This is a genomic window from Paenibacillus sp. UNC499MF (assembly GCF_900107975.1).
In the GTDB taxonomy this organism is placed as follows: Bacteria; Bacillota; Bacilli; order Paenibacillales; family NBRC-103111; genus Paenibacillus_F.
This window is the reverse complement of record NZ_FNVF01000003.1, coordinates 541534-566836: the sequence shown is the minus strand read 5'-3', so window position 1 is coordinate 566836 and position 25303 is coordinate 541534. Positions and strand designations below refer to the sequence as shown.

23 protein-coding genes are annotated in these 25303 nt (G+C 52.8%); 14 read left to right on the top strand and 9 right to left on the bottom strand.

Annotated elements, in window-relative coordinates:
• Window positions 1-425: 425 nt before the first annotated feature.
• Complete coding sequence (locus tag C4S74_RS10735; RefSeq protein WP_103995312.1) at window positions 426-1094, bottom strand: TetR/AcrR family transcriptional regulator; 669 nt, start codon at window positions 1092-1094, stop codon at window positions 426-428.
• Between the two features lie 196 nt (window positions 1095-1290).
• On the opposite strand from C4S74_RS10735, the gene C4S74_RS10730 reads away from it, so the two are divergent.
• Entirely contained in the window at window positions 1291-2049 is a 759-nt protein-coding gene (locus C4S74_RS10730; RefSeq protein WP_103995311.1) for an SDR family NAD(P)-dependent oxidoreductase, read from the top strand.
• A gap of 61 nt (window positions 2050-2110) precedes the next feature.
• Here the strand turns inward: C4S74_RS10730 and C4S74_RS10725 are convergent, their stop codons facing one another.
• Window positions 2111-2974: an AraC family transcriptional regulator gene (locus C4S74_RS10725; protein WP_103995310.1), complete on the bottom strand. Its 864-nt coding sequence runs from the start codon at window positions 2972-2974 to the stop codon at window positions 2111-2113.
• Window positions 2975-3182: 208 nt separating this feature from the next.
• On the opposite strand from C4S74_RS10725, the gene C4S74_RS10720 reads away from it, so the two are divergent.
• The 7 genes from C4S74_RS10720 to C4S74_RS10690 all read left to right on the top strand — a co-directional run bounded on the left by C4S74_RS10720 (window position 3183) and on the right by C4S74_RS10690 (window position 10145).
• Window positions 3183-4229 carry a glycoside hydrolase family 88 protein gene (locus C4S74_RS10720; RefSeq protein WP_103995335.1) on the top strand — a complete coding sequence of 349 codons (1047 nt, stop codon included), beginning with the start codon at window positions 3183-3185 and terminating at the stop codon, window positions 4227-4229.
• 421 nt (window positions 4230-4650) lie between these two features.
• On the top strand, window positions 4651-4929 hold the full coding sequence (locus C4S74_RS10715) for a hypothetical protein (RefSeq protein WP_103995309.1): 279 nt from the start codon (window positions 4651-4653) through the stop codon (window positions 4927-4929).
• Window positions 4930-5372: 443 nt separating this feature from the next.
• A complete protein-coding gene (cyoA, locus tag C4S74_RS10710; RefSeq protein WP_103995308.1) occupies window positions 5373-6383 on the top strand; it encodes a ubiquinol oxidase subunit II in 1011 nt (336 codons plus the stop codon).
• A 23-nt stretch (window positions 6384-6406) separates the two neighbouring features.
• Window positions 6407-8377: a cbb3-type cytochrome c oxidase subunit I gene (locus tag C4S74_RS10705; protein WP_103995307.1), complete on the top strand. Its 1971-nt coding sequence runs from the start codon at window positions 6407-6409 to the stop codon at window positions 8375-8377.
• A 30-nt stretch (window positions 8378-8407) separates the two neighbouring features.
• Window positions 8408-9007 carry a cytochrome o ubiquinol oxidase subunit III gene (gene cyoC, locus C4S74_RS10700; protein WP_181024381.1) on the top strand — a complete coding sequence of 200 codons (600 nt, stop codon included), beginning with the start codon at window positions 8408-8410 and terminating at the stop codon, window positions 9005-9007.
• A 1-nt stretch (window position 9008) separates the two neighbouring features.
• A complete protein-coding gene (gene cyoD, locus C4S74_RS10695) occupies window positions 9009-9353 on the top strand; it encodes a cytochrome o ubiquinol oxidase subunit IV (protein ID WP_103995305.1) in 345 nt (114 codons plus the stop codon).
• A 297-nt stretch (window positions 9354-9650) separates the two neighbouring features.
• Complete coding sequence (locus C4S74_RS10690) at window positions 9651-10145, top strand: hypothetical protein (RefSeq protein ID WP_103995304.1); 495 nt, start codon at window positions 9651-9653, stop codon at window positions 10143-10145.
• A gap of 104 nt (window positions 10146-10249) precedes the next feature.
• Here the strand turns inward: C4S74_RS10690 and C4S74_RS10685 are convergent, their stop codons facing one another.
• Entirely contained in the window at window positions 10250-10570 is a 321-nt protein-coding gene (locus tag C4S74_RS10685) for a hypothetical protein (protein ID WP_103995303.1), read from the bottom strand.
• 672 nt (window positions 10571-11242) lie between these two features.
• On the opposite strand from C4S74_RS10685, the gene C4S74_RS10675 reads away from it, so the two are divergent.
• Complete coding sequence (locus tag C4S74_RS10675) at window positions 11243-13159, top strand: arginine--tRNA ligase (RefSeq protein ID WP_103995301.1); 1917 nt, start codon at window positions 11243-11245, stop codon at window positions 13157-13159.
• Between the two features lie 157 nt (window positions 13160-13316).
• Here C4S74_RS10675 and C4S74_RS10670 read toward each other — a convergent pair whose 3' ends face one another.
• The 4 genes from C4S74_RS10670 to msrA form a co-directional block, all read right to left on the bottom strand.
• Entirely contained in the window at window positions 13317-14255 is a 939-nt protein-coding gene (locus C4S74_RS10670; protein ID WP_103995300.1) for a D-alanyl-D-alanine carboxypeptidase family protein, read from the bottom strand.
• Between the two features lie 190 nt (window positions 14256-14445).
• Window positions 14446-15582: a cell wall metabolism sensor histidine kinase WalK gene (locus C4S74_RS10665; RefSeq protein ID WP_103995299.1), complete on the bottom strand. Its 1137-nt coding sequence runs from the start codon at window positions 15580-15582 to the stop codon at window positions 14446-14448.
• Window positions 15572-16267: a response regulator transcription factor gene (locus C4S74_RS10660; RefSeq protein ID WP_103995298.1), complete on the bottom strand. Its 696-nt coding sequence runs from the start codon at window positions 16265-16267 to the stop codon at window positions 15572-15574. Before C4S74_RS10660 ends, C4S74_RS10665 begins: the two co-directional genes overlap by 11 nt.
• Window positions 16268-16454: 187 nt before the next feature.
• Window positions 16455-17423, bottom strand: coding sequence for a peptide-methionine (S)-S-oxide reductase MsrA (gene msrA, locus C4S74_RS10655; RefSeq protein WP_103995297.1), 969 nt, complete (start codon window positions 17421-17423; stop codon window positions 16455-16457).
• 232 nt (window positions 17424-17655) lie between these two features.
• Between msrA and C4S74_RS10650 the strand changes: the two genes are divergently transcribed.
• The 5 genes from C4S74_RS10650 (at window position 17656) to C4S74_RS10630 (ending at window position 23456) form a co-directional block, all read left to right on the top strand.
• Complete coding sequence (locus tag C4S74_RS10650) at window positions 17656-18213, top strand: NUDIX domain-containing protein (protein ID WP_103995296.1); 558 nt, start codon at window positions 17656-17658, stop codon at window positions 18211-18213.
• A gap of 376 nt (window positions 18214-18589) precedes the next feature.
• Window positions 18590-20113: a glycosyl hydrolase family 18 protein gene (locus tag C4S74_RS10645; RefSeq protein WP_103995334.1), complete on the top strand. Its 1524-nt coding sequence runs from the start codon at window positions 18590-18592 to the stop codon at window positions 20111-20113.
• A gap of 364 nt (window positions 20114-20477) precedes the next feature.
• Window positions 20478-21620, top strand: a complete 1143-nt coding sequence (locus C4S74_RS10640) for a metallophosphoesterase (RefSeq protein ID WP_103995295.1) — start codon at window positions 20478-20480, stop codon at window positions 21618-21620.
• A 66-nt stretch (window positions 21621-21686) separates the two neighbouring features.
• Window positions 21687-22679 (top strand): aldose 1-epimerase, encoded by a 993-nt coding sequence (locus tag C4S74_RS10635; RefSeq protein WP_103995294.1) that lies wholly within the window; start codon window positions 21687-21689, stop codon window positions 22677-22679.
• A 90-nt stretch (window positions 22680-22769) separates the two neighbouring features.
• Entirely contained in the window at window positions 22770-23456 is a 687-nt protein-coding gene (locus C4S74_RS10630; RefSeq protein ID WP_103995293.1) for a hypothetical protein, read from the top strand.
• Window positions 23457-23567: 111 nt separating this feature from the next.
• On the opposite strand, the gene C4S74_RS10625 is transcribed toward C4S74_RS10630, so the two are convergent.
• Window positions 23568-24497, bottom strand: coding sequence for a helix-turn-helix domain-containing protein (locus C4S74_RS10625; RefSeq protein WP_103995292.1), 930 nt, complete (start codon window positions 24495-24497; stop codon window positions 23568-23570).
• A 75-nt stretch (window positions 24498-24572) separates the two neighbouring features.
• Window positions 24573-25301, bottom strand: coding sequence for a polymer-forming cytoskeletal protein (locus C4S74_RS10620; protein WP_103995291.1), 729 nt, complete (start codon window positions 25299-25301; stop codon window positions 24573-24575).
• Window positions 25302-25303: the final 2 nt, after the last annotated feature.

Here is a 25303-nt window from a genome sequence, read left to right as displayed (position 1 = left end):
AGCGCCGATGGTACTTGGACCGAAGGGTCCTGGGAGAGTAGGACGTTGCCAAGCACGTAAGAGTCCTTTTGAACGTAACCGTTCAAGAGGGCTTTTTTTTGTTTTCATTTACAGTCACAGTTGCATTAGGTAAAGCGGCATGCTTTTATCACGACGTGGCTCAATAGTTCAATTCAATAAGCATAACAGTTTCATTAACATGTTATGTTGCATAGAAAACAAGCAGTTATAAGATGACAAGTTTGCAGACAACGGTTATGAACTTTTCTTTCATTAGCTGTCCTCAACTATCTGTACCAAAACAACCCTGTTGAAAGTTTCCAACAGGGTTGTTTTGCATAGACTGTTTTGTTTAAAAGCATTTCAAAGCGATAATGCCATAACCCGAGGTGTGGCTTGTATAGCCTTTTAAAAAATCTCGATGTTTAAGGTGTCTCCTGGATCGGCGGTTTAAGATAGTCAAGAAAAATGGTTTTGAGGATAGCTAACTGAGTCTCGGGCGGAAGCTTGGCTTCCAGCATGACGATGCTTTTTTGCATGGAAAGTTTCTTGGAGAAAATACCGAAAGCATGAATAAGGCTGGAGAGCGTATCCTGAATTGTGATGTCACTGCGAATAGAGCCGTCGATCCGCCCGATTGTGATAATTTCGGTAAGGACTTCGCTGAACTTGCGGATAGCGGCGTTGTAAAGCTCGATATCCGTCAGGGGAACGGAGGATTGGGCCGCGTAACTCTCGAAAGCCTCGATAAAACGGGTATTGTCCAAATGCTGCGGCTCAATGAACGAAATAAAATGGTCAAAAAGTTTGTCCAGTTTCTCCATACATGTGCAAGGCAAATCGGCTACAGACTGAAAAGTTGAGATTTGGGACTCAATAATTTTAACGGCAACCGCAACGATCAGCTTGTCCTTTTTGGGAAAATAACGGAAAACCGTTGCAATGCCGATATTTTCTTCGTCCGCGATTTCCTGCATGGTTGTTTTTTCGAGACCTTTACGCATAAAAACTCTTTCAGCGGCATCGATCAGGCTGTTTTTTCTGACTTGCTTGCCTTCACGGCGTTCTTGTTCCAATCTGGTTTTGGGGGGCATTGAAGCTCACGTCCTTTCAATCCCGGTTGGGCTGATTGCCATCCTAGCAAACCTTCCGCTAATTGTCAATGCAAGCTGTCTTTCATTTTCCATAAGATGTTGTTGAGCATGGTTTTCAAGAATGATATAATAACAATCAATATGATAGTATAACTATCATAATTTCATTATACTCTGGCTCAAGGGGATTGAGAACATGACAACATCAGCTAAGATCGCAGTAGTGACAGGTGCAGGCAGCGGAATCGGCAGAGCAAGCAGCTTGAAGCTGGCCGAAGAGGGTGCAAAAATCGTAGCGGTAGACTTTAACAAAGAGACCGGTGAAGAAACGGTTCGTCTCATTCAAGAGCAGGGCGGAGAAGCTTTTTTTGTCCAGGCTAACGTGGCTTTAAGTGACGATGTGCAGAACTATGTAAATAAAACGGTAGAAAAGTACGGCCGCATCGATATTTTCTTTAATAACGCGGGAATTATTCAGAAGTTTGGTCCGCTCACGGAAGTTCAGGAAGATGAATACGATCGCATTATGAACGTGAATGTAAAAGGAGTCTTTCTCGGTCTGAAATATGTGCTGCAGGTGATGGAAAAGCAGGGCGGCGGCTTGGTCATTAACACGGCTTCTACAGCAGGCATCCGTAGTGAGCACAGCGTGAGCGTTTATTCGGCCAGCAAGCATGCGGTTGTCGGATTAACGAAGTCCGCGGCACTTGAGTATGTCAAAAAAGGCATCCGCGTCAATGCGATCTGCCCGGGTGGGGTCCAAACCGCATTAACGGACAGCGTAACCGAAATGTTTAAAACGTCCGGATTTGTGCCGGAAGAAGTACCTAACATGCGTATGGGCCGGTATGCGCAGCCTGACGAGCTGGCTGAAGCTGTCGCTTTCCTAGCATCGGACAAGTCCGGTTATATGACAGGTTCCGTTCTGGTAGTCGACGGCGGTCTAACACTGTAACGGCTGTACACGTAGAAAGAAAAAGGCAGGGCGTCCAAAGACGTTCCTGCCTTTTTTGCGCTTAACTGGCGCGATATTTTGCGGGCGAGAGGCCGTTATGTTTTTTGAACAACTGACAGAAGTAAGAGAAGTTAGAAAACCCGATTCGATGGCCGATTTCGCGGACGGATAAGTTCGTCGTTTTAAGAAGAAAAGAGGCTTGCTGCAGCCTTCTGGCGGTCAGATAGCTGGTTAAGGTGCTCCCCGTTTCCCTGTGAAACAGATAGGAGACATGATTGGGAGTAAGGTGCACATGCCCGGCCAAATCAGTGAGGCGGAATTCCGAGGCATAGTTGACTTCGATCCAATCCAGTATGGCAGCGACGGACGGGGAAAAGCGCAGCGTGGTACCGATTCTTCCGGCGGCAGATCCCTTTTCGAAAAGAACTTGAATCCGGTGGAGAAGGGAGATCGTATCCAACACAATTTTTTCGGATTGGAGAGGGGAGTTTCCGCTCACGGTTGTATCCCCTTTGTAAAAATGAAAAAGGGCATCCATCGCTTCCGGATCCGGCACGTCTACCCACTGATGATTCAACGGATGTTTCCAAATATGCAGCAAAAAGCTGTTTAACGTCGGGTAAGGCTCGGTATACCGGAGCAAAACAGCCGGATCGAACAGCAGCATGGAACGGATGTAGGGCTGCACTTCGGTAATGGTCATCCGTATCGTATGAAGCTGGAAGGGTTTGAAAAACAGAAGCGTGCCCGGCTTCATCTCAAAGAGATCCTGTCCGATCATGACCCTTCCGCTGCCGCGGTGAACATATAAAATTTCGATTCCCTGGTGGGCGTGAAAAACATCGCGAAAGCTTTCCGAACGGTTAACACAAAGAGAAAGCTGCACGGGATGCCGTCCGAGATCGGCATAATTATCAAGTCTCATGATAAGGCCCTCTGTGAATTCGTAATTTGACAACATTATATCATAATATTCCCAAAACTATGCCGGACGCGTTTTGTTACGATAGGAGAATAAGGACACTAACGGAGTCCGGCGGTAGAGTAGGGGGCCGGACGGATCGCCGGAAAGGGCAGGGATAAGAGTGAATAACGAACAACTATGGACCGAGCTGCAGAAGAAAGTAAACGTTATGGCGGAAAAAATGGGGGACCGGTCGCCTCATGTGGCTTTTGACGGGGTATATGATGATATGAGGATCGATTGGTGGACCTCCGGTTTCTGGCCGGGAATGTTGTGGATTATGCATGACATGACGGGTGAGCCGTCACTGCGGGAGAAAGCGTGGAACTGGGATGCGAAACTGGAGCAGTGTATGGTGAACGCCTCCAATCTTCACCATGACGTTGGCTTTCAGTTTCTTCCGACGGCGGTTGTTAAATACAAGCTTACGGGAGACGCCGATGCACGCAGAAGAGGACTGCAGGCGGCAAATTTCTTAGCGGGGCGGTTTAATCCCGCCGGCCGTTTTCTGCGGGCCTGGAACCAGGACAAGACCGGCTGGGCGATCATCGATTCCTGCATGAATCTGTCCCTGCTGTTCTGGGCGGCGGAAGAAATACAGGATCCCCGCTTCCGCCATATAGCGGCCGCCCATGCGGATACCGTGCTGGAACATTTTATCCGGGAAGACGGATCGGTCCGGCACATTGTCAGCTTTGATCCGGAGACGGGAGCTTTCCTGGAAGCGCTGGGAGGCCAGGGGCATTCGCCAGAATCGGGATGGAGCCGCGGACAGGCTTGGGCCCTATACGGGATGGCGAACGTTTACCGATATACCGGCGAGTTGCGTTACCTTCATGCGGCGAAAAGAGTCGCCCATTATTTTCTGGCCTGCCTGCCCGAAGACGGCGTGCCGTATTGGGATTTCCGTACCGGGAATGCGGAAGGGGAGCCGAGGGATACTTCAGCGGGAGCCTGCGCCGCGTCGGGGATGCTTGAAATCGCAAAGCATGTGCCGGCCTGCGAGAGAGCGCTGTATGAACAAGCGGCGGCAAGGATTATGGCGGCTTTGGCAGGTTCATACGCTTCTTTTGATGACGGGAGCGAAGCGATTCTTCGGGAAGGCACGGGCAATAAGCCCGCCGGTCAGAACGTCGATGTGGGGCTGATCTACGGAGACTATTTCTTAGTCGAGGCGGCCGCAAAGCTGAACGGCTGGCAGGGAAGCGTTTTTTGAAAGCGGGAAGGGAAAGATATGCAGCCTAGTCTAAAAAAGAGTCCACCGCCATGTGACATCAAGCATCGTGCACGGAGAGCTTCGCGGTGCGGAGCGAATATTAGCTTTTTATTAACGGCAACATACCCATGTGGTTAGGAAAAACGAGTCCTGGCGACAGCGATACGATAATCGGAAGAAGGGGATGCCGTAAGTTCATTAGAGTCTATTGACGGATCAGCGGGAAAAGGAGTCTTTTGCGGCATGCACAAAAATGCGTATATGAAGCGGTTGTTTCCCTAATGTTTACCTCCTTCTCGTTTCGGGTAATAAAAAGTGTCCAATTATTGATCAAAATTTGAAAATTGTTTGAACAAATTTTAAAGATTGTGCTATAATAGACACAAATAGACCCTTACTGCACGAAAGGGAAGTGATTTCAATGACAACCAAAACATTAACCGTACCGCAAAGACAAAAAAACGAACGCGAAGTTGGTCGCTTATTTTCTTTTATGAACCTGATGGCATGGAGCGCGCTAGTAATCGGCGTAATTATGAGTTTGTGGAACGTATTCCACTTTAGCGACAAGAACCTGACGTTGATGGTCGGCATCGGCTTTATGGTCGGCAGCGTGTTCATTTATACGATCGGCACAGCGATTCACCTGGTGCACGAGCGTAAGTTTGAACAGCAGGAGAACGGTGAAGTAACCGAATAACCGGAATGAACAAGAAGTCCTCGGACCCGTCAGGGTGGAGGGCTTCTTTTTTATTGTCTTCCGATAGGAACGTGTAAAGGTAAGCGGAATTTTAACGGGGAAAGGGCTGTTAGAAGACGGGCAATTCGGGTAATGAACCTAAAGGTGTGTCTACGGATCGACAAAATCGGACAGAATTTGCGTTCACAATTATAGCGGGATGGGACTCAGGTTTCATCCAAGTTTTGGTGAAAACGCTGGTCTGGCAAGGTTTTCTGCCTATTCATTACAAAAAAACGTCGAAACGTTGAACTTTCTATTACGGAATTTCAACGGTTCGATGACACCTTTGTTAACAGGGCAGATGTTCGATTCCGTTTCTGTTATGTTTATCACATACATGAAAGAACGAACGATCTCCGCGTCTTAGGATGGCGGGGGCGTTAGTCAGGAGATGAGGAGAATTGAAGAAGGGGAACTTGTTCCGGCGTTTTAGCGCAGTATTCATGCTGGTCTTGATGGCGGTCGTTTCCGCAGGCTGTAAAAGTCCGATCGTATTGGATCCGAAAGGTCCCGTCGGTCAACAGCAGATGGATTTGATCGTGATTTCGACTCTGCTCTGCCTGGTCATCATCGTACCCGTACTCGTGATTACCTTTGTAATCGTGTGGCGCTACCGTGACAAGCCGGACAGAAAGGCGAAATATACGCCAAACTGGGAGCACAGCACCAAGCTCGAAACAATTTGGTGGGGGATCCCGATTCTGATTATTTTGGCACTGGGTATCGTTACCGTCCGTTACACGCATGCTTTGGAGCCTTCCAAACCGCTTGCGGCCGAGAAAGAGGTTAAGCCGATCACGATCCAAGTTACGTCTTTGGACTGGAAATGGCTTTTCAAGTATCCCGAGCAGGGTATCGCGACAGTTAACTATGTTCAGTTTCCCGAAGATGTACCGGTCCGTTTCGAGCTGACTTCGGACGCACCGATGAACTCTTTCTGGATTCCGCAGCTTGGCGGACAGATTTACACGATGTCCGGAATGGCCATGAAGCTGAATCTGATGGCCGACGAGCCTGGCGAATATATGGGTTCGGGCGCTAACTTCAGCGGTAAAGATTTCGGTAAGATGAGATTCGTCGCGAAAGCCACGACTCAAGCCGAGTTCGATTCCTGGGTCAATGGAATCAAGGGAAGCTCTCCGGAGCTTACGCTGGACGGATACAAGAAGCTTGCCGAGCCTGGCGTATCGGAAGTTCAGTCTTTCTCCAAATTCCCGGAAGGGTTGTTTGAGAAGATCGTAACGAGATACTCCCCGTCCCATAACCATGGAGGCTTCGGTGCTCCTGCGCCTGCCAAGCCGTCTGCAGGTACCGAGTCGGGTTCTTCCGACAAAGCAGCCGGAAACAGTTCAACGGAAGGCTCGGGCGCAGTGAAGCAGGAAGCTTCCGCCGCTCATACGGGCCATGAATAGAGAGGAAAGGGGGAACATCCATCATGCTGGATAAAATCAAAGATTTCGCGTCCACGTTCTTCGTAACCGGCGATCCGCTGATCTACGGCGCTGACGTGAGTATCGCTCTGGCGACTATCGCCATCATCTTTGTACTGACTTATTTTAAAAAATGGACATGGCTGTGGCGCGAATGGCTGACTACCGTCGACCATAAGCGTGTCGGTATCATGTATATCATCGCATCGATCCTGATGCTGTTCCGCGGCGGCGTCGATGCGCTGCTTATGCGTACGCAGCTGGCGATGCCGGATATGGAGTTCCTGCAGCCGGAGCACTATAACCAAATCTTCACCACGCACGGCGTAATCATGATTTTGTTCATGGCGATGCCGCTGATGTTCGGCTTGTTCAATATCGCCGTACCGCTTCAAATCGGAGCGCGCGACGTCGCGTTCCCGTTCCTGAACGCGCTCAGCTTCTGGCTGTTCTTCTTCGGCGCGATGCTGTTCAATATGTCTTTCGTTATCGGAGGCTCGCCTGATGCGGGCTGGCTGGCCTACCCGCCGCTGTCGGAGCTATCACACAGTCCGGGGGTCGGGCAGAACTTCTACATCTGGGGGATTCAGATTTCCGGTATCGGGAGTTTGATGACCGGTATTAACTTTATCGTGACCATTCTGAAAATGCGCGCACCGGGCATGAAGCTTATGAAAATGCCGATGTTTTCCTGGTCCGTGCTTTCCAGCTGTATCGCGATCATTTTCGCCTTCCCGATTCTGACCGTGACGCTCGCTCTGCTGTTCCTGGACCGTTTCATGGGCGCGCACTTCTTCACGCTGGACGGCGGGGGCAACCCGATGATGTACATCAACCTCATCTGGATGTGGGGTCACCCTGAGGTTTACATCGTTGTACTGCCGGCATTCGGTATTTTCTCGGAGGTCGTCTCGACTTTCGCGAAGAAAAAATTGTTCGGGTACAAATCCATGGTGTTCGCCATGATGATTATCAGCGTTCTCTCGTTCTTTACCTGGGCGCATCACTTCTTCACGATGGGTTCGGGGGCCAATGTCAATGCCTTCTTTGCCATAACGACGATGATTATCGCGATTCCGACGGGCGTGAAGGTATTTAACTGGCTGTTCACCATGTACCGGGGGAAAATCAGGTTCGATACCCCGATGCTGTGGACGATCGGATTTATTCCGTGCTTTATCGTGGGCGGGATGACAGGGGTGCTGCTCTCCGTAGCGCCGGCCGACTTCCAGTTCCACAACAGTTACTTCCTGATTGCCCACTTCCACCAAGTGCTTATCGGTGGTGTCGCATTCGGATACTTCGCCGGTCTCTACTACTGGTGGCCGAAGATTTTCGGCTTCAAGCTGAATGAGAAGCTCGGTAAATGGGCATTCTGGCTTTGGAATATCGGTTTCTATGTCTGCTTCATGCCGCAATATTTCCTCGGCCTGGACGGCATGACCCGGCGTCTCAGCACGTACGGCTGGGATTCGGGCTGGTACGGCTTGAACCTGACTTCCACTATCGGGGGCTTCCTGATGGGGGTAGGCTTCATTTTCCAAGTATGGCAAATCGCACACAGCATCAAGTTCATGGAGCGCGACACAACAGGCGATCCATGGGACGGACGTACGCTGGAATGGTCCATTCCTTCGCCGGCTCCGCTTTATAACTTTGCGACGATTCCTACGGCAAGCGTGCAGGATCCTTGGTGGGAAGAGAAGCAGCGTCTGGAGCAGGGCGGCAAACCGGCGCCTAAAGCGAAGCTTGAACCGATTCACATGCCGAAAAACTCGGCGATTCCGTTCATCAAATCGCTTTGCTGGTTCATCGCGGGCTTCGGCTTCGTGTTCGGCTGGATGTTCTTCGCCATCCCGGGCATGATCGGAGTCGCGGTATGTATGCTTGCACATTCCTTTAACTATGATACAGATTACTATATTCCGGTGGATGAGATTGAACGCACGGAAGCCGCGGCAAGGGGGTCGGTCTAATTGGCACAAGCAAGCAGTCACAATAAAGCAATGTCTCACCAGCACGATCACAGCCATGATGATGGCCATCATGACCTCGAATCGCTGCGGATGTTCGGCTTCTGGATCTTCCTGATCACCGACGTTATTCTGTTCGGTACGTTGTTCGCCACGTACATCGTTCTTCACGGCAACACTAACGGCGGTCCGACTCCGGCGGAGCTGTTCGAAATGCCGGGCATTATCGCGGAGACGTTCATCCTCCTTACTTCCAGCTTTACAAGCGGTCTGGCCGTACTGGCGATGAATAAAGGCAACCGTAAAGGTCTGATCGGCTGGCTGGCCGTAACGGCGCTGCTAGGCGCTTCCTTTATCACGCTGGAAGTAACCGAGTTTGTCAAAATGGTTCATGAAGGCGCAACGATCTCAACGAGCGGTTTCTTGTCCGGCTTCTTCACCTTGGTCGGAACGCACGGAATCCACGTATCCGTCGGTCTGGTATGGATGATTGCGTTGATGATCCAGCTCAGCCGTCACGGCATCAACACGGTAACACGCCGTAAAGTGAACATCATCAGCTTGTACTGGCACTTTCTGGACGTGGTCTGGATCTTCGTCTTCACGTTCGTTTACTTGATGGGGGTGATGTAAGATGGCACAACATACGACCCATTCGGGCGGAGCGCACGACCATGAACACCATGAATCGCATGGTTCTCTGAAGTCTTACGTCATCGGTTTCCTGTTGTCGATCGTGCTGACGATTATTCCGCTGGTCGTTGTCCTGAACAAAATGGTAACGGGCAAGGCGGCCATTCTGGTCCTGCTCATTACCGCCGTTCTCCAGTTCGCCGTGCAGCTGTTGTTCTTCATGCACTTGACGGACGAGAAGGGACCGCGTTACAACCTGATGACCTTGATTCTCGGTCTCGTGATTCTGACGACGATCGTGGCAGGTTCCATCTGGATTATGACTTACAATACCGTCGCTCACTGAGCGAGGTTCAAAGAGCTTTCCCGTTTATGCGGGAGAGCTCTTTTTTTGTGGGCGCGAGCAAGATGATTTTTCGATATATAGCAAACTCAGCCAGTTTAGAAGCAGCAGGCTGGGTGTAATCGGATTCGGCTGTTAACGGCTGGTTAGATTATGCTAGTGGATAAAAGAGGAAATCAATCGGCAAAAAAGAATAGTACACTTAGGATTGTAAGCTCTTCATATTAACGATACTTAATTGGCCGGTAAGGGATGGAGATTCTAGTGAAGCATTGTTCTAAGTGTAACGGGGACCGAATCATGCAAACTTCTTCAATTTTAACGAGACTGCTGCTCTCTGTTTATTTTTTTCTTACCTTTCTGTTTTTTACGGGAGGTGTTTCTTATGGGGCACTTGTATCCTTGATTCCTTTTGCAGTTCCCTACGATAATAAATGCCTCGACTGCGGTCATATGTTCTATAAACATTTTTCCGGCTTGGAAAAGGCTGCTCTTTTCAGATTTTCGGTTGTGGATCAGTGTGTTTGGGCCTTTGCTCCTTGTATGCTTGTGATAACAGGGTTAATCCACTTCTTTCCCTATACGGGTCTTGGTCGAATTGCTGCCCTGCCTGCTATATATCTTGTAAACAGTGTCGTGATAGCGGCTGGTTTCAAAAAAAGAAAGTTCATCAATCGTGGTGTTTCGCTTACCACTGCAATCCTGCTAACGTTGTTGATTTCGATTTTGTTGTATCCCCAAGAATTTAATCCCCCTGTTGTGGAACAAATCTGGGATTTAACCTTTGGTAAGTAAACCTCAAGTTAGAACTTTATTGTATCCTTAGCTTATGTACCGGAAGTATCGGGATAAGAAATAAACAAAAAAAGCCTCGATTTCGAGGCTTTTCTTATATTGCATTATTGGAAGCCGTAATGCAGGTTCGAGACCGAAATAGCTTGTCCGCCGATAATGATCTTGTAAGTGCCGTATGGAAGGTTAGGGATCGAAGCGTTGATTGTTCCATTTCCGCCAACGGAGGTGAAGATTTTGTTGTAAACTGCTTGACCATTCTGGTTGCTGACATAAACCTCAGCATAAGAAGCACCTGTGAAATTGGCCGTAATGTTCAGCTGGCCTTGGCCTGTAGCCTGCACACTCGTAGCTGCTGATGCGGAGAGGGGGACAACAACAAACAGGGCGAAACAGAGGAACAACATGGCTAAAACTCTACTTTTCATAATTACACACCCTTTACCATAATTTAGATTACATCATCAAAGTAACACATTAACGTGCAAGTGTAAACGGTTGAAATAGCGGAATTTAAAATAAAATCTGTAATTATTATGGTTATAATCTAATAAAAGAAATTAAAACGGATAATGGATTTATTACCTGAATTTATGAAGAAATATTTCTGTAAAAAATGAATATTTCTTATAATCATGATCATTTTATAACGTGAACGCGTGCTTCAGCATAGGTTTTTTAGCTTATGTCCTATTCGGAGCCGCGCTGATTTTTTCCGGAAGTTTTTCCTTGCTGCAGCTCTCCTTACCAAATGCCGCCTTGACAATATGCGGATGTTCCGGTATAAATAATCTAATTATTCAAACAACGCAAAAAACAGAAACGTTTAAGAATGGGATTGGCATTCAGACGGATAGTCACAGCGAGCCGGAGAAGGTGAGAGCCGGTACGGATGTCTGGTTGGCCTCGGGCCCGGGAGATGGTCTTCTGAACGGAAAGTAGGAAGATCCGGCTGAACGCCGTTATCGATCAAAAGAGGTCCGGTTTTCCGCATTGGCGGAATCGGGCACTTAGAGTGGTACCGCGGGAACTTACGAGCTCTCGTCTCTTCATAGAGACGGGGGCTTTTTGCGTTTTATCATCAAAAGGGGGTTATGAAAATGATATCCGCAGCATTGCGCATTGAAGTCGAAAGAGGGGTCCGGAAGCTGCTGGACGAAGCGGGCATCTCGTGGCCGTCCGAACTGAAAGTGCTGGTGGATAGGCCCGCTCATCCCGAACACGGGGAGTACAGTACTAACGTCGCCATGCTTTTGGCTAAAACTATGAGAAAGTCTCCCTTGGAAATTGCAAATAAGCTAAAGAGTGAACTGGAGCATGCGAAGATCGCAGAAGGCATCTTTTCAAGTATAGAAGCCGCGGCACCGGGGTTTTTGAATTTTTCGATCGATTGGAACGTCTGGCTGAACCGCCATCGGGAATATTCGGCTTACCAAGGCGAGACGGAGAAGGGGAAGGTTGTGATCGAGCATACGTCGATCAATCCGAATAAATCGGCTCACATCGGTCATCTGCGCAATTCCTGCATTGGAGATACGCTGGCGCGCCTTTTGGTGAGAGCGGGCTGTGAGGTGGAAATTCACAATTACATCGATGACCTGGGAAATCAGCTGGCCGATACGGTGGTAGGTATTCTTCATGAGAGTGCGGAAGGGGAGCATGTCCGTTTCGGTGATTTTTGCTGGGATACCTATGCAAAAGTAAACAAAGCGTACAAGGAGAATTCCGCTTTGCTTGAAGAGAGAACGAGGGTGCTCCACGAATTGGAGGAAGGAAAATCTTCTGCGGCCTGGATCGGACGCTTGACGGCGGAAAAAATCGTGCGGGAACAGCTTCACGAGATGAAGGCGTTCGGCATCGGGTACGACGTGCTCGTGTGGGAAAGCCGTATTGTGGCCGAAGGGCTGTGGGAAGCCGCTTTCGAACATCTTAAGGCTACGGATGCGTTTTACAAAGTGGAGGAAGGCAAGCTGGCCGGCTGTTGGGTACTGCGCCACGGAGGCGCGAACAGGGATGAAGCGGAGGGGCCCGACGGTCTTGACACGGAAGCGCATCAGGCGGATAAGGTACTCGTCCGGTCGAATGGAATTTTGACGTATACCGCTAAGGATATCGCGTACCATTTGTGGAAGTTCGGTTTGCTGCCTCAGGATTTTACGTACAGGCCGTTTGCTGATGGCGTCTGGTCCACCGAGCCGCAAGGACAAGCGAGGCCGTTCGGCCGCGGAGAGTCGGTGATCAACGTGATCGATCAACGGCAGGAGTATCCGCAGGCGATGGTCAAGCTGGCGCTGGAAGCGCTCGGCTACAGCGAGCAGGCGGCCCGGCTGCGGCATGTGAGCTACGGAGTCGTTTCGCTGAGCCCCGAAACGGCCGGCAGCCTGGGAGTCGACACTTCCGCAGGGAAAGGCTCGTATGCCATGTCGGGGCGACAGGGTGTAGGCATCAAGGTGGCCGAGCTGCTCCAGGCGATGGAGGAGAGCATAGAGTCTCAGCGCTCCCGGAAGGAGGGGCTCTCCAGCCGGGACATTGCGGCCGCCGCGATCCGGTATTACCTGCTGAAATATCATCTTCAGACGGAAGTCGTTTTCGATCTGCGCCAGGCGACGGAAGTAAGCGGCAACTCCGGCGTCTATCTGCTGTACGCGTACGCCCGTGCCGGGAGTGTGCTGGAGAAGGCGGGTGCAGAACGGACAGAGAACGGGCAAGCGCTCAAGGAGCCGCCGGTGCCTTGCGTGGACGGCGGGACGCTGGAAACCCCCGAGCGTCAGCTGCTGAAGCAGATCGCGTATTGGACCGAGACGATGGATGCCGCCGTCCGGCAGCTGGCTCCGAATCTGATCTGCAGCTATGCTTTCGAGCTGTCGCTGCTGTTCAACAACTTCTACGGAGCCTGTCCGATACTGAAAGGTCCGGCAGGCCGGGTGGAGCTGCGGGTTTGGCTGACGTGGAAATTCCGCGAAACGTTAGGGAAAGCGCTCGATGTGCTCGGACTGCCGGCTCCCGAACGGATGTGATTGTTAACGGCGGATACGAGATGACTCACCTTGCCCGGCAGGTTCAATCACCATTCGTTCAAACGGGGCGCTGCCGTTCAGACAAGGAAAGTAAGACAGCCGTGAAGGCGCCGCTGAAGCCTAGCCCGTTCCCTATCGCGGCTTGGAGCCGTCCGGTTCAGGCCGTTTCCTTGTTCACGGCAAGCTTGAGCAGCGCATGGGTGTCGGTATAAACGCCGCCGGAGCTTGAACGGAGTACGACGGTAATCAGGTTCTTTCCGTCGAGATCGGCCGACGAAACAAGGCAATAGCCGGCTTCGTCCGTAAAGCCAGTTTTGACGCCGTTAACGCCTTTGAAATAATAGGCGCCGCCTTCCTGAAGAAGCTGGTTCCGGTTGACGAACGTTTGCGAATGTCCGGACGAAGCGACCGTATGCCGGGGCTCATCGACAATACTGCGGAACACTTTGTTCTTCATGGCTTCCCGGGCAAGCAGAGCCATATCGCCCGCAGTCGTGTAATGCTTGGGATCGTGCAGCCCGTGCGGGTTGGTGAAGTGGGAGCGCTTGGCGCCGACTGCGGCGGCCTTCTCGTTCATCAGGCGGGCAAAATAGTCGATGCCCTCCTCCGCGGAAAGCTTCCGGCCGCTGTCCTTCTCCGCTATGTAGCGGGCGACGGTTCTTGCCGCGTCGTTGCCGGAAGGAAGCATCATCGCGGCGATAAGATCCTCAAGCGAAAGGCGCTGGCCTTCCCACAGACCCGCGGTGCTTTCTCCCGGCGTTTTCAGCCGGATTTCGTCGCCGACCGTAATGCGGTCTTTGGCGCTTCCTTTCTCGAGGGCGACCATGGCGCTGACGATTTTGGTGGTGCTGGCGGGATAAAGGCGCGAGTCCATCTGCTTCTCGAAAAGGACCTCGCCGGTATCCGCGTCCATGAGTACGGCGGCTTCTCCCTCGACGGAAGAAGTTAAAGGGCTGCCGCTTCCGCCCAGAAGACCTGAGCGCAGCGTCGATAAAGCGGACACGGCGCGTGGTTTAATGACATGTAAAGGATCCGAAACCAGGGTCAGGGCGACGACGGCCGCCGTGAGTCCCAGCAGGGTTGTTTTTAGTTTCATGGGGTAATGCTCCTTTCCGGTCTGAGGCGGTAACTGTTCTTCTTCTATATTGGACCCTAACGTTTAATAATCCGATAAGAAAACCTTACGAAATAATTACGTTTCTCTGTGATTTTAGACAGATTTTGAGTGTTCCCTGCACAGCCCTATTTCCGCGATAAAAAAAGCGATCCTCCGCGGAGGATCGCGTCTAGAAAGAACCGGAACGGACGGAGGAAGGGGGAGAGCTTTCGGGATTCAGCGTCCTCAGGCGGACTGTGAATACCGTCTCTTCCGGATCGCTGTAAGCCTCGATCGTTCCGCCGTGGAGGTCGATAATCTGCTTGGCGATGGCCAGACCGATTCCCGAGCCCCCGAGATGCTTCGTACGGGATTTCTCGACGCGGTAGAACCGCTCGAAAATCCGCGGAAGATCGGGCGCGGGGATCGATTCGCCGTAATTGGTTACGGACAGGACAATTTCGCTGCCCTCGATCCGTCCCGTGACGTCGAGATAAGCTCCGTCATGCCCGTACTTGATTGCGTTGGTGATCAGATTTTCAAACACCCGGCGAAGTTTATTGCCGTCCGCAAGCACGTAGAGGCGGGGCTGCTCGAACGTCATGCGCGTGTCCATTTCCGCCTCCTTAAGCTGCAGCTGAAAAGCGGAGAAAATCTGATGCAGCATTTCGACCAGATCGATCTTGACGAGCTGCAGCTTCATTTCTTTGTTCCGCAGCCGCGTGTACTCGAACAAATCCTGAACGAGCTGGTTCAGCCGCTGGGATTCCTCGTAAGCCATCCCGATATAGTGACGGAGCTCCACCTCGTCCCGGTATCTGTCCTGATCGACCAGGCCCAGATAACCGGTAATGGAAGTGAGCGGTGTCCGGAGATCGTGCGACACGTTCGTGATCAGGTCGTTCTTGGCCTGTTCGGCCTGGCGTTCTTCCTCCAGGGAGAGCTTCAGGCGGTCCACAAGCCGGTTGACGTGCACGGCAAGCTGACCGAGCTCGCCGGAGCCTCCCGCCGGAACGCGGTGATTAAAATCGCCGTCGGTTATTTTTTGCATATTCTCGATAATCTGCGCGAGCGTACGCTTGTCCCGGTGACGCTGCTCCAGCCGGTAAAAGTAAACAAAAAAGAGAAGGAAGATGATCAGTCCGGCCTGAATATAAGCATCGGGATAGCCGATCCGGTAGTTGATCCAGATCAAAATATTTTCCAGGCTGATCCGCTCGGAAAGATAGGAATAGAAGAGCGTGCGGCCCAGGAGAAAAATAAGAAGCAGCACGATCAGGGCCGATCCGAGGCTGTACAACAGGGCTCTGCTCCAATTAGTTTTCAAGCTTGTAGCCGACCCCCCATATCGTGTGAATGAGTTTCTCGCCTTCCGTCTCCTTCTCCAGCTTGTCGCGGAGGCGGCTGATATGGACCGTAACGGAGTTGGTGGACTCGAAATACTTTTCTTTCCAGATTTTCTCGAAAATTTCTTCCGAGCTGAATACACGTCCCGGATGAGTCGCCAGCAGGGACAAAATGCCGAATTCGATCGGCGTCAGCTTGACGAGGCGTCCGTTGGCCGTTACGGTGTGGGTCTGCTTGTCGATCAGGAGGGAGCCGATCCGGGTCGTATGCTCTTCGGCGGGAACGGATGCCTGGGCCTGGAAATAAGCCCGTCGCAGCAAGGACTTGACACGGGCGATCAGCTCCAGCGGGTTGAAAGGCTTCACGACGTAATCGTCCGCCCCGGTCATCAGCCCGGTAATTTTATCGAGATCCCCGTCCTTGGCGCTGATCATCAAGATGGGGGTCATTTGCTTTTCGCGTATTTTCATGCACACCTGAAGGCCGTCCATGCCCGGCATCATAATATCGAGGATGACGAGGTGAACCGTCTGTTCCGCCATAATTTCCAGAGCCGTCATACCGTTGTCGGCTTTGTAGACGGTATAGCCTTCGTTTTGCAAATAAATTTCGATGAGCTGAGCGATTTTATCGTCGTCGTCGACGATCAGAATATGCTTGTCCATGTCCGTTTTCATCCTTTGTTTGCCCGTTTGCGGCGGGCCGGCAGTCATAATGGTTCCATTGTATCATTTGTTGCTTAGGATCTTTTTACAAAAAGGTTAAGAAATTCTTTCAATAAAAAAAGCGGGGATACCCCCGCGGCTTAAACAATGGCCAGGCCGGCTCCCCAAGAGGAACCCGGCCCGGTTCTTATTTCGTAAACAGTTTCAGGTAATCGCCGTAGCCTTCTTCTTCCAGTTTATGTTTCGGAACGAAGCGCAAAGCGGCCGAGTTGATGCAGTAGCGGAGCCCGTTCGGGCCCGGGCCGTCTTCGAAAACATGCCCCAGATGGGAATCCGCGTCCTTGCTGCGGACTTCCGTACGGACCATATTGTGGGTCAGATCCACGTGTTCCGTTACCTGCTCGCCCTGGAGCGGCTGCGTAAAGGAAGGCCATCCGCAGGAGGAGTCAAACTTGTCCAGGGAGCTGAAAAGCGGCTCGCCGGACACGATATCCACGTACAGTCCTTCTTCTTTGTGATCCCAGAATTCATTGCGGAACGGCGGCTCGGTGCCGCTGTTCTGCGTCACTTCATACTGCATGGGCGTGAGGCGCTTTTTGAGATCCTGATCTTTCGCGTGGTCTTTCCAAGTGTTTTTCAAGAATGCCGCCCTCCCAGATCCGACCGAATACGCTTTATAGCGCAGGGGATTTTTTTTATAGTAAGCCTGATGATACTCTTCCGCCGGATAAAACGGCTTGGCCGGTAAAATTTCCGTGGCGATCGGTTTGTCGAACCGTCCGCTGCGGGCCAGCTCCAGCTTGGATTTCTCCGCTGCCGCCTTCTGTTCCTCGCTATGATAGAAAATGGCCGTTTGATACGACTGGCCCCGGTCGTTAAATTGGCCGCCCGCGTCCGTCGGGTCGATCTGCTGCCAGAATACCTGAAGCAGCCGCTCGTAAGAGAACACGGCAGGGTCGAACGTAATCTGAACCGCCTCGTAATGGCCGGTCGTGTCGGAGCAGACCTGTTCGTATGTCGGGTTCTCCAGGTGACCGCCCGTGTAGCCGGATTCGACCTTGAGAATTCCCGGCTGCTCGTCGAACGGCTTGACCATGCACCAGAAGCAGCCGCCCGCAAATGTTGCCAGCTCGGATGATTTGTTTTCCAAACTCATGGTTTCCCAGCTCCTTTATTTAAAAAGTTCTTTAATGTCGGTTAGATTCCTGACCTTTCCATTATACCATCTCTCCGCCCGAAAAAAGAAATCCTCCGCCCGGTCATGGCGGACGGTCTTCCGCCGCCTTCGCTTTACGGCCGGGCCGCTCTTTCACGTAAGCCGCGAAAGGAGTATAATGGCCCTTGCATGAACGTATGCAGTCCATTCTCAAATGAAACAGGTGACTCCGATGGAAGCGAATTATTGTATGGCGTGCGGAACCCCGCTGGAAACAAGGGATATGGACGGAACGCTCCGCCGGGCCTGTCCGGCCTGCAGCTTTGTCCATTGGGGCAGCTACAGCGCGGGCGTGGGGGCTCTCGTGATGCGGGAAAATAAGCTTCTGCTTGTCCGCAGAGCGCAAGAGCCGGGCAGGGGAAGATGGACCAACCCGGGAGGCTTTATCGAACAGCTTGAGCTTATTCACGAGACGATTGCGCGGGAAGTGCTGGAGGAGACGGGCATCGAGGCTTCCGTTACGAGAGTGGTGGCGCTCCGTGATATGCCGAAAAGCATTCATAACATTTATATCGCCTTCGCGATGGATTACGTAAGCGGCGAACCCGTACCGGACAATTCCGAGGTGGATGCCGCGGGGTTCTACAGCCGGGAGGAAATGGAGACGATGAACGTGGCTCCTTTCACGCGCTGGCTGGCCGATATTGCCTGGAACGGCCGTGGCGAAGGGCTGGTTATCGACACGGACCCGGTGGTGCCGCTGGACGGATACGGACTTTTCCGCGTATAGCAGCGCGGGTATACAGCGGAGCGGGATACAAAGCATGCAGCCAAGGCGGGGCAACTGCCGGTGCTGCATGTTTTTTTAACTAAAAAAAATTTTGGAAACAGCCGACAGGACCGGATTCGAGAACTGGATTTCAATTGGTAAAATTCTTCTCCAAAAGTGCGGAAAACCGCAATAAAAATTCCTTGTACAGATGGAAGTTTCCTGTGCTATCTTATTGCCATAGAAAGATTTGGAAGCGTTTTCCCGGGAGGCGGGCGAGATGATTTCCCGCTCTGCAGCAAGTCTTCTCTTCTACCTTCCCCGCACAGCCTCTTCCTTACGGATTTTCGCCTCAGGGGACGTTTTCCGAATCTTCCGCTATCATGTACAGGAGGTCATGTTCTTGAAAAAATGGAAACCCTCTTTAGTGACCGCATTAACGCTGGGACTCGCGCTGGGAGCCGTTCCCGCCATGGGAGCGTCGTCGGCCGGGGATATCAGCATCGCTTACGGAAGCCGTGTCGCCGTGCAGCAGCAGAAGTCTGTTCTGCAGGGGGATACCTTGACCGTTCCCGCCGAAGGGCTGGCCAAGCAGCTGCAGCTGAAGCTCGGCGGCTTGAAAGAAGATGGAACTTTTACGCTGTCCAAGACAGGTGTTTATATCGAGCTGAAGCTGGACTCCAGGGAAGCGCGCGTGAACAATCAGCTCGTTAAGCTTGAAACCGCTCCGGCGAAGCACGGTGACGCGGTCTACGTTCCTCTCCGTTTCGTATCGGAGGCGGCGCGCAATCTGGTTGAATGGGATCAGGCCAGACGGATGGCGATCGTCAGCCCCGCGTACAAAGTCGTCGGCTACTTCACTTCCTGGGGAAAACTGAAGGCTTCCGAGATCGACGCGTCCAAGCTTACGCATATCAACTATGCGTTTGCCAACATTGTGGACGGAGAGGTGGCGCTGAGTTCGCCTAAAGAGCAGGAAGAGGCTTATCCCGGTGCGTGCCAAGGAGACGACTGCGCCAAATTCGTAAGCGATTTCAAAGAGCTTGCCAAATTAAAGCAGGCGAATCCGCATCTGCAGACGCTGGTGAGCGTGGGCGGATGGACATGGTCCGGCCGGTTCTCGGACGCGGCCCTTACGGAAGCTTCGCGTATCAAGTTCGCCGACAGCGCCGTGCGCTTTATCCGGGAGAACGGTTTCGACGGAGTCGACCTCGACTGGGAGTACCCGGTGACGGGAGGTCTGGAAACGAACGTGCGCCGTCCGGAAGACCGTACGAATTTTACCCTCCTGCTGCAAACCATCCGCGAGAAGCTGGAAGACGCCGGACGTGCAGACGGCCGTCATTATTTGCTCACGATCGCGTCGGGCGCGAATCCGAATTACGTGAGGGATACGGAGCTCGATAAAGTGTCCGAATCCATCGATTTCGTCAACATCATGACGTACGATCTGCACGGAAGCTGGGAGGAGACGAGCAACAACAATGCCGCCCTGTACTACGATCCGGCCGATCCGGACCCTAACGCGCACCGGTTCTATGTGGAAGCGGCTGTGAACGGACACCTGAATGCGGGCGTGCCGGCCAAAAAGCTCGTGCTGGGCATTCCGTTCTACGGCCGGTCGTGGGGCGGCTGCGAAGCCGAAAATAATGGACTTTACCAGGCCTGCAAAGGCGGGGATGTCGTGGATTGGACCGAAAAGCCGGAGGGCTTCCAGCGTTACTGGAACGACCGCGCCAAGGTTCCTTACCTGTACAACAAGCAAACCGGCCAGTTCGTCTCCTATGAGGATGAAGAATCGATCGGCTACCGAGCCGAATTCATTAAGGAAAAAGGCCTCGGCGGAGCCATGTTCTGGGAACTGAACGGCGACCCGGACGGCAAGCTTCTGCCGCGGCTGGCGGAATCGCTGGACCGTTAAGAGAGCCGGTCTGACCGGCGGCATCCCGTGCCCCGCTCAAGCCCGGATTGCTCAGCGAAAGGGCAGGGATACGCCCGGCGGCTGACCGTTATGCGGAAGGCGGAGCCCGCGTTTTGACGGAATACACTCTTTGGAACTCGCCGGAATTTCGGTTTCAGCCGGTGATCTCCAGGGAGTGTATTTTTATGGCGTGAAAGTGCCGGCTCTCCGGGCAGCCGTATTTATAATGATTATCCGGAAGAAAACCTTCTTTTTAACCGGTAGATGCAGCGGATGAGGCGGGGATTGGTTCGGTGCCGTCTCCCCGTGGTATAATGCGGACATCTCATCTGTTTACTTGTTAAATAAAGGGGTCGGTGCGCCGGTGAAATCGCGTCTTGTTCTGCTTGTTTTGGCCCTGCTGGTTTATGGGGGGCTTAATATTTACATCGGTTGGCACGGAGCGAGATTTCTCGATTTCTGGGGAATTTCGGTTCCGGGCGGGCTGTACTGGACTTTGCTGGCCGTACTGGCTCTCGCTTACATGCTGGGCCGCTCTCCTGCAGTTCCGGGACCTCCCGGCAGGCTGCTGAAAGTTATCGGATCCTATTACTTCGCCGTTCTGGAATTTGCCGTGATTCTCCTTCCGCTCGGTGATTTGGCCGCCTGGCTCTTGAAACTTGCGGGATTTCCGCCCGCCGTTTATTTCGGAGGTACGGGAAGCGTCGTGCTTGTGATTCTGATTATCCTGCTTGCCAAAGGATACTGGAATGCCTGGACGCCCATCGTCCGGACGTACCGGGCGAAGGTCGATAAGCAAGCCGGTCAGCTGCGGCAGCTCCGGGTAGCCGTTGCATCCGACATCCACTTGGGTAATATTGTAGGAAAAAGGCACTTGGCCCGGCTGGTTAAGACGGTCGACGCGATGAAGCCCGATCTTATTCTGCTGCCCGGCGACCTTATCGATGACAGCATCGAGCCGTATATCCGCAACGGGATGTCGGAGGTCATGAAGCAGCTTCAGGCGAAATACGGCGTATATGCGGTGCTGGGAAACCACGAATATTACGGCGGCCATATCGAAGAGCACATCTCCCAGATGGAGCGGATCGGGATTCGCGTGCTGCGGGACGAGACGGTATCCGTGGAGGATGCCTTCTATATCGCGGGACGCAAAGACAAGACGGCGGAGTCGTTCGATACCGACGGCCGCATGACGGTGGACGAGCTGCTGTCCGGGCTCGATCCATCGAAGCCGATTCTTCTTATGGACCATCAGCCCTATCATTTCGCCAAGGCCGCTGCCGCCGGAGCGGACGTGCTTTTATGCGGTCACACGCATCGCGGGCAGTTCGCGCCGAATCACTGGATTACGGGAAGGTTATTCGAGCTGGATTGGGGCTATATGCTGAAGGATAAGATGCATGTCGTCGTATCGTCCGGTTTCGGCACATGGGGACCGCCCATACGGATCGCCAGCCGTTCGGAGGTTATCGAGCTTATCCTCGATTTCGGGGAAGCGGAATGAAAGAGTTTTCATGGTATAATAACGGGGAAAAAGGCCGCACTGTAACTGACGAGGGGAGAGAGAAGCATGACACACAACCGTGCGTATAAGAGTGATTATCAGGGAATGAAAGCCGTCCGGCTGGAATGGGGCGGTTATGAAGCCGTCATGCTCCCGGAATACGGAGGCAACCTTATCGCCTTCCGGGATACGGACAAGGGGTACCGGTTTCTGCACGAACCGGCTGAAGAAGAGCTGGAATCGTTTAAGGCGAATCCGGGAATTCATGGAATACCCGTGCTTTTTCCGCCAAACCGCTACGAAGACGGCAAGTTTCCGTGGAACGGCAAAGTGCTCCGGTTTCCGATTAACGAAGAAGCGACGGGCAATCATTTGCACGGATTTCTACATAAAATCCCCTGGCAGGTCGACGAATACGGGACGACGGAGAGCGAAAGCTTCGTAAGCGTATCCGTCCGGGTGGATGAAGCCCATGAGGTGTACAAGTTTCTTCCGTTCCGTTTCACGATCCGCCTGCGCTATTCGCTCAGCGCGGACGGTCTGGCCCAGCATCTGTTTATCCGCAATGAAGGCGGAGAGCGGATGCCTTGTCTGCTCGCTTTTCATACGTCGGTGAACGCTCCTTTCGCGCCGGATGCTTCGGCGAAGGATTACCGCGTGAAGCTGACGATAGGCAAGCGCTGGGAGATGAACGATCGTATGCTTCCTACGGGCAGGCAGCAAGACTTGACGCGGGAAGAGGAGCAGCTCCGTGACGAGGGCATCTATCCCTTCTACGAGCCGCTGGACAACCATTATACGGTGTCCGCCCGGGACGGGCGAAACCGCATGGAACTGACCGACACGAAGAACAACATTACTCTTGTTTACGATGCGGGCACGTCCTTCAAGCAGTGGATGATCTGGAACCACTTCGGGGAAGAAGGGTTTTTCTGCCCGGAGCCGCAGGTGAACCTCGTAAATGCGCCGAACACCACGCTGCCGGCGGAAGAGATCGGCCTGTTCGGGCTGGATCCCGGAGAAATCTGGGAAGAGACCGGAAGGCTTTATGTGAAATAACGGCCGCTTTATAACCGAGCGGGGAAAAGAAGACGGCGCTTTCCCATCATCTCCAGAACATGATAAGATGGGAGGCAAGGAGGAGTATATATGACCACACCTAACGAATCCGGCGATCAGCCTATCGAAGCTCAAGCGACAGAAGAAGAGCAGCTGTCTCCCGAAGAGCAGGCAGCCAAAGAACAGCAGGAGCAACAGCAGCAGAACGAAATTATTTTTGCCTGGTACAAGCATGCCGAGCAGGTATTGAAAGAGCAGTTTTCCGACTACGAAGTGGAAGGACAGGTGGGCCAGCATCCCGTCTTCGGTCCTTTGTTCGCCTACACGGTCCGTCAAAACGATAACAGCTATTCCTGTGGATTTTTCCTCAACGAACTCGTTCATACGTTCCAGAACAAGGAGAATCCGGGTCTATGGATGTCTTCCTTCTTCGTGGACTTGATCCGCAGCTCCGACAATCGTCCGCTTCCGGCCGCTCCTCAGAGCGAAGAAGAAGCGAAAGAGCTGCTGGACAACTATATCGTGCCTCACTGCGCGCAGAGCGTAAGAAGCGAATTTCCGGAAGAACAGATCTACGTCGATCTGGAGATGCACCCGGAAGCGGGTCCCGTTCTCGAAGTGGGCTTCCCGTCCATTAAAGAAGGGAACAACACGTTTGCGCTTCCGCTCCAGTTTCTGATGACGCTTCACTTGCTGAACCGCGATCCGGCCGATCCGCTTGTGCAGGCGCTCTATAAAATTCATGAAGAGCACCAGCAGCAGACGGAGAGCACCTAGCCGATTCCTGCTTACCAGAGAGCGGCACCGCTTACCGGGCCCGTCCCGGCGCTTGCTTATAAAAAAGACGATTCCCACAGGGAATCGTCTTTTTGTCGTCACTCCCATGCTCTACAGGCCGGGTTCTTCTTCGAAGTTCAGGTTAACCGGAGCGTCAGGGAGTGCGGCAATCTCGTCGAGATTCGTCACAGGCACCTGGAGACTGACGGTATCGAACTGGAGGCTGTCGATCCAGACCCGTCCGCTTCCGTTCAGCAGGACGCCAAACGCGATGGCTACGCTCTCTTTGGGCACATCCAGCACCACGCTGTAACGACTCCAGTCCGTCGTTCCGCGGATGGGTCTGCCGCTCATGTTGTCAAACCCGAGCACGTCGTGATCTTGGCCGTCTATGCGCAGCCACAGACCGCACCAGTCTTTGACCTGCTCGGTTTTGACGAATCCGCTCAGCCTAAGCCGGGTACCCGAATAAGCGTCCGCTTTGAACATCTGCATCATGGTTCCGAAGCCGAGAGTCCTTTCCGTAAGCGAACGCAGATAACCCGACGATTTGCCGTGATGGACCTCCAGCCGGTCTATGCCCATCTCGTAATCTCCCGAATGGGTGCCGGTAAGCATCCAGCCCCGGGGTTCTCCTTGGAAAGCGTTCATTCCTTCCGTCTGTTCGGCCATTTCGGCTTCACTCTCCTTCTGCATCGTAAGCTTGCGGTAGTAGGAACGGTACTGGCCCGGTGTCATGAGGAACATTCGCTTGAAAGAGCGGGTAAACGATTCCTGGGTATCGAAGCGGTATTCCAGCGCGATATCGAGAATCCTCCGCTCGGTTCCGAGCAGGCTGCAAGCCGCACTGGACAGTCTGCGCCTGCGGATATAGTCGGCGGGAGGCATACCTATCTGAGCCTGGAAGATCCGGTGAAAATGATACATGGAAAATGCCGCCCGCTCGGCGAGGATTTCCAAAGTCAGTTCCTCTTTGAGATGAGCCTCAATATACGAAAGGGTCCGGTTGACCGTTTCCGAATGTACGGCTGCCTGCACCATACCGGATATCACCTGCCTTTCCGCTATCAGCTTATCATGGAGAGCCGGATAGAAACTTGATCGATCTTGCGCAGTTTACAGCTGCTGCCGTTCGGCAACAGCCGAATGGTTGTCCACGTAAAGCGAGTTCGAGTATTCCACACGGCCGATTTCGCAGCCGGGACCGATCTTCACGTCTCTTCCCCGTACGACGGAGGCGGATGTATGCTCCAAGTAGATGACGTCCCCTTCGATGATTCCGGCTTCCAGGGAGGTCAGTTTGGAACCGAAAAGAGAAGCCAGCGAGTTGAGGAATCCGTTTTTTCTCACCTGGATCGACTCCCCGCCAATTTCCCTGGCCCGGCACGGCCCAAACAGACGAATGTCGATAAGCCCGGCATTCAGCAGGCCGCCGACTTCAAAATTTCCGTAGGCTTCGAACTTTTCCGCTTCGCAGTCTCCGCCAATCTGTACGGAACCGCGAATAACCGCCGTGTCTGTAGTCAAGGAGCCGCCGATGCCGGCCGATCCGTTCACTTTCACTTGGCCGGCAGCCACGTCGCCCCGGATTTCCCCGTTTCCGCTTACGCTGAGCAGTTCGCTCCGGACATTTCCCGATACGGATCCGCTACCGCGTACGATAACTTCCAGGGCGGCCAAATTTCCGTAAACATGGCTGTGACCGGCCGATTTAAAGCTTCTGCACTCCAGGTCCCCGTCTATTCGTCCGTTACCGTTAATTCTCGCGTTCCGGTATCGTCCGCCGTCTGCCGAACCCGATCCCGCGATCGATAAATCATTCGTTACAATAGGTTGTGCTTCCATGG